This is a genomic window from Bradyrhizobium sp. SHOUNA76 (assembly GCF_023006445.1).
GTDB lineage: Bacteria > Pseudomonadota > Alphaproteobacteria > Rhizobiales > Xanthobacteraceae > Bradyrhizobium.
Map to the genome: position 1 here is coordinate 1 of NZ_JALBHA010000160.1, position 5000 is coordinate 5000.

At 64.4% G+C, this 5000-nt stretch carries 5 protein-coding genes; 4 read left to right on the plus strand and 1 reads right to left on the minus strand.

Annotated elements, in window-relative coordinates:
- The 4 genes from MOV74_RS18125 to MOV74_RS18140 form a co-directional block, all read left to right on the plus strand.
- A partial coding sequence (locus MOV74_RS18125; protein ID WP_246925148.1) for an FCD domain-containing protein occupies window positions 1-332 on the plus strand: 332 nt, incomplete at its 5' end.
- 123 nt (window positions 333-455) lie between these two features.
- On the plus strand, window positions 456-1256 hold the full coding sequence (locus tag MOV74_RS18130; protein ID WP_246925150.1) for a phytanoyl-CoA dioxygenase family protein: 801 nt from the start codon (window positions 456-458) through the stop codon (window positions 1254-1256).
- A gap of 162 nt (window positions 1257-1418) precedes the next feature.
- Window positions 1419-2732 carry an NAD(P)H-dependent oxidoreductase gene (locus MOV74_RS18135; RefSeq protein WP_246925154.1) on the plus strand — a complete coding sequence of 438 codons (1314 nt, stop codon included), beginning with the start codon at window positions 1419-1421 and terminating at the stop codon, window positions 2730-2732.
- A gap of 181 nt (window positions 2733-2913) precedes the next feature.
- Window positions 2914-4002: a TRAP transporter substrate-binding protein gene (locus MOV74_RS18140; protein WP_246925156.1), complete on the plus strand. Its 1089-nt coding sequence runs from the start codon at window positions 2914-2916 to the stop codon at window positions 4000-4002.
- Window positions 4003-4212: 210 nt separating this feature from the next.
- Here the strand turns inward: MOV74_RS18140 and MOV74_RS18145 are convergent, their stop codons facing one another.
- Window positions 4213-4821 (minus strand): hypothetical protein, encoded by a 609-nt coding sequence (locus MOV74_RS18145; RefSeq protein WP_246925158.1) that lies wholly within the window; start codon window positions 4819-4821, stop codon window positions 4213-4215.
- Window positions 4822-5000: the final 179 nt, after the last annotated feature.

The window sequence follows — 5000 nt, forward strand, 5'->3', positions numbered from 1 at the left end:
TTGCCGCCGGCAGCGGCATCGACCGCACGACGACGCTCGCCGCGCTCATCGCGCTCGATGTCGATTTTCACCGCGCGATCTATCAGCTCGCCGGCAACCCCGTGATCGAGGAGACGATCGCGCCGCAATGGCCGCATATGCGCCGCTCGATGGCGACGGTGCTGTCGGAGCTCGACTATCGCGGCAGCGCCTGGGCTGAACATGCCGACATCGCCAAGCACATTCTCGCGGGCGACGCCGAGGCAGCCGAACGCGCGGCGTTGGCGCATGCGCAGACGGCGGGACGGATGACCGAGGAGAGATTGCGGGCGAGCGACGAGGCGGCGGCGTAGCTGCAACACACGCCGTCATTCCGGACGCGCAAAGCGCCATTACGGTGCGCAATTGCGCACCTGAGTTCGATGCTTCGCATCGCCCCGGAACGACGAAAAAAAATCAAAACAGGAGGACGACCCATGAAACTGTCTCAGGAGCAATTGGAGTTCTTCCACCGTGAGGGCTGGCTGTTCTTGCCCGAGCTGTTCAGACAGGAGGAGGTCGATCTGCTGGCGCGCGAGGCGGTCGGCATCTACGGCGCCAACCGGCCGGAAGTCTGGCGCGAGAAAAGCGGCGCGCCGCGCACGGCTTTTGCCGCGCATCTCTACAACGAGGCATTCGGCATCCTCGGCGCGCATCCGCGCATGATCGACCCGGTCGAGCAATTGTTCGGCGAACCGGTCTACATGCACCAGTTCAAGATCAACGCGAAATCGGCCTTCACAGGCGACGTCTGGCAATGGCACCAGGATTACGGCACCTGGAAGCGCGACGACGGCATGCCGGAGCCGCGTGCGATGAACATCGCGATCTTCCTCGACGAGGTCATGCCGATCAACGGCCCCTTGATGCTGGTGCCGCGCAGCCAGAACGCGGGCGATCTCCAAGCCTCGCACGACCTCGCCACCACCTCCTATCCGCTTTGGACGCTGGACGAGGCCACCGTGACGCGGCTGGTCGAGCAGGGCGGAATCGTGGCGCCCACCGGCAAGCCCGGCGGCATGCTGATGTTCCATGGCAATCTGGTGCACGGCTCGAGCGGCAACATCACGCCCTACCCGCGCAAGATCGTGTACCTGACGCTGAACGCGGTTTCGAACTACATTCGAACTCCGACGCGGCCGGAGTACATCGCCCATCGCGATTTTGCACCGATCAAGACCGTGGATGACGATGCGCTGCTGCGCCTCGCCCGCGCGCCGCGACAGGCGGCGGAGTAAACGGTCTGGTGCCCCGGACGCAGTGCAGCGCTTCTTCAGCGCTGCGCTGCAGAGCCGGGGCCCATGCCACGCCGAATTCCCTCACACTGGGTCCCGGCTCTGCGGCGCAGCGTTGCACGCTGCGCCTTGTCCGGGACACGATAGTCATACTGGATTTCCCCCATGAACCTCTTCCGCCTCCTCCAGGCCCGCGCCTCCGCCGGCAAGCCCGTTCGTGTCGCGCTGATCGGCGCGGGCAAATTCGGCTCGATGTTTCTGGCGCAGGTGCCGCACACGCCGGGGCTGGAGGTGCCCATCATCATCGATATCGACCGCGAGCGCGCGCGCGAGGCGTGCCGCACCGTCGGTTGGGACTCGGAGCGTATCGCGGCGACCGTCTTCACCGATGACGGCGTGCGCGCCATCGCCGGCGGCGCGATGGACGTGGTGGTGGAGGCGACCGGCAATCCGGCCGTGGGGATCAAGCATGCGCGCGCCGCGATCGCGGCGGGCAAGCATATCGTGATGGTGAATGTCGAAGCCGACGTGCTTGCGGGCCCGCTGCTCGCCGAGGAAGCGCGCAAGGCGGGCGTGGTCTATTCGCTCGCCTATGGCGACCAGCCGGCGCTGACGGCGGAGATGGTCGATTGGGCCCGCGCCACCGGTTTTCGCGTCGTGGCTGCCGGCAAGGGCACGAAATATCTGCCGGCCTATCACGACGTGACGCCGGACGGCGTCTGGCAGCATTACGGCCTGACCGCAGGCGAAGCGCAGTCGGCCGGCATGAATCCGCAGATGTTCAACTCGTTTCTCGACGGCACCAAATCGGCGATCGAGATGGCCGCAATCGCGAACGCCTGCGCTCTCGACGTGCCCGCGGACGGCCTTCTGTTTCCGCCCTGCGGCGTCGACGATCTGCCGCACATCATGCGGCCGCGCTCGCGCGGAGGCGTGCTGGAGCGACCCGGCGTGGTCGAAGTCGTCTCCTCGCTGGAGCGCGACGGACGGCCGGTGTTTCGCGACCTGCGCTGGGGCGTCTATGTCGTGCTGGAGGCGCCGAACGACTACGCCGCCGGCTGCTTCAGGCAATACGGCCTCAAGACCGATTCCAGCGGGCGCTTCGCAGCCATGTACAAGCCCTATCATCTGATCGGGCTCGAGCTGAACATCTCGGTGCTATCCGCGGCGCTGCGAGGCGAACCGACTGGCCAGGCCAGCGGCTTCCGCGGCGACGTCGCGGCAGTGGCCAAGCGCAATCTGCGCGCGGGCGAGATGCTGGACGGCGAAGGCGGCTACACGGTGTGGGGCAAGCTGGTACCGGCGGCCGCGAGCCTGAAGGCTGGCGCGCTGCCCATCGGCCTCGCCCACCGCGTGAAGCTGAAGCATGACGTCGCGCACGGGGCGGTGGTGCGCTGGAGCGATGTCGAGTTCGACGCCGGCAATGAGACCGTGAAGACGCGCAAGGCCATGGAAACCGCGTTCGCAGCGCAGCATTGATCGGCGCCATCGCAAGCCCAACCAAAGTGCGCTTGATTTGCGATTCCCCTTTGGTCATCCTGCCCTCGATCCGGGAACACAGAATTTCGGACGCTAAAAAAACGTCGGCCACCGGCGAAGACAACGCGACGGCAAGATCGCGATCCCTCGTCGAGGACTCGACAATACAGGGAGGGACTACATGGAACGTCGTAAATTCCTGACGGCAGGCGGGCTGGGCCTGGCCGCCAGTGCCGTTGCTGCGCCCGCAATTGCACAATCGATGCCCGAAGTGAAATGGCGCCTCGCGGCGAGCTGGCCGAAATCACTCGATACGCTCTATGGCGGGTGCGAATATTTCTGCAAGCGCGTCGCTGAGATCACCGACAACCGTTTCCAGATCCAGCCCTTTGCTGCCGGCGAGATCGTGCCGGGCCTGCAAGTGCTCGACGCCGTCTCCAACGGCACCGTCGAGATCGGCAACACTGCGCTCTACTATTATTGGGGCAAGAACCCGGCATTCACCTTCGGCACCTCGCTGCCGTTCGGTCTCAACACGCGCCAGCACATTTCCTGGCTGTTGTGGAACGGCGGGCAGGAGATGCTGAACGACCTCCTGAAGGAGCACAATGCCATCGGCGTTCCCACGGGTTCGACGGGTGCCCAGATGGGCGGCTGGTTCCGCAAGGAGATCAAGACCGTCGACGATCTCAAGGGCCTGAAATTCCGAGTCGGCGGTTTCGCCGGCACCATCATCTCGAAGCTCGGCGGCGTGCCGCAGCAGATCGCGGCCGGCGACATCTATCCTGCGCTGGAGAAGGGCACGATCGACGCGGCCGAATGGGTGGGCCCGTATGACGACGAGAAGCTCGGCTTCGTGAAGGTGGCGAAGTACTATTACTATCCGGGCTGGTGGGAAGGCACCGGTCAAGGCCATAACATCATGAATCTAGACAAGTGGAACGCGCTGCCGAAGCACTATCAGGCGGCGATTTCTGCGGCCTCGCTCGACACCTTCACCTGGGTGACCGGCAAGTACGACTCGGTCAATCCGCCGGCGCTCAAGCGGCTGCTGTCTGTCGGCGCGATCCTCAAGCCTTTCCCCCAGGAGGTGCTCGAAGCCTGCTACGGTGCAGCCAGCGAGATCTACGCCGATCTCGCCAAGAGCAACCCGCATTTCGGCAAGATGTATGCGAGCCTCACGGCCTATCGCAGCGACTCGCTCGCCTGGATGCAGGTCGCCGAGCTCAGCTTCGACAGCTTCATGATGCGGATGCGGACGCGGACGTAAGCGTACCGCGTCGCGAAGCGCAAAACGACAAAAGCCCCGGAGATGTCTCCGGGGCTTTTTGCGAGGATGAAGGTCTCGTAGGGTGGGCAAAGGCGCGCGAAGCGCGCAGTGCCCACGTTCTCTCAGCTTGGACAGACGCGTGGGCACGCTTCGCTTTGCCCACCCTACGGCTTAGATGCGCGGCGCGAGCAACCCGCGCCACAAACGTCCTCAGTTCTCATCATCCCCGAGTGCGGCGACCAGCTTGTCGTAGTACTTGCCAACGAGATCGATGTTGCCCTTGTTCTCGACGGCGGGCGTCGGCGTCTTCAGTGCTTCGTTGAGCTCGTCGAGCGCTTCCTTCTTGTCCTTGGCCGGCATCTTCTTGTCGGCCTGGATCTGGGCGATCTGCGCCTTGATCACCGCGTCAACGCCGACATATTTCTTGGTCGCGGGGTCGAAGCCGCCGATCACGAGGCTGATGTTATCGACGACGTTGTTGTAGTCGTCATAGCCGGCAAAGCCGTGCTTCTTGGCGACCTCCTCGAGCTGCGCGACCACCTTCTGGTCGGGCGCGGTGTTCTCGGGGAGTTTTTCCGTGATCACGTCCATATCTTTTTGCGCGGCGAGCACGCCGTCGAGCTGCTTGTCGGTCAGCGCGATCTGCTTGAGCGCTGGAGCCTGCTGCGCAGGCGCGGCTTGTGGAGCGGGGGCTGCCTGGCTCGGCGCCGTCTGCGGCTTGGCCTGTGCGAACGCCACACCGGAAGAGGCAAACGATGCGGCGGACAGAAGGCACGCAACGCCGAGCGCGGCGAGAGCGGGACGAAGCAATGCTGGCATGGAAGTCTCCTCGGATCTCTGATTGGCAAAGTCACAGCCGGGATTTCGATTATCGGCCTCGACGTGAATGGCCTGTGAACTCGTGGCTCCGGTGTTCGATCTGAAAGGGAGCGCCGAGTCGTGAGCCGGCCGCGATATGATCGGCTCGGTGGTGAATCACTCGGCATGCTGAACGGCGA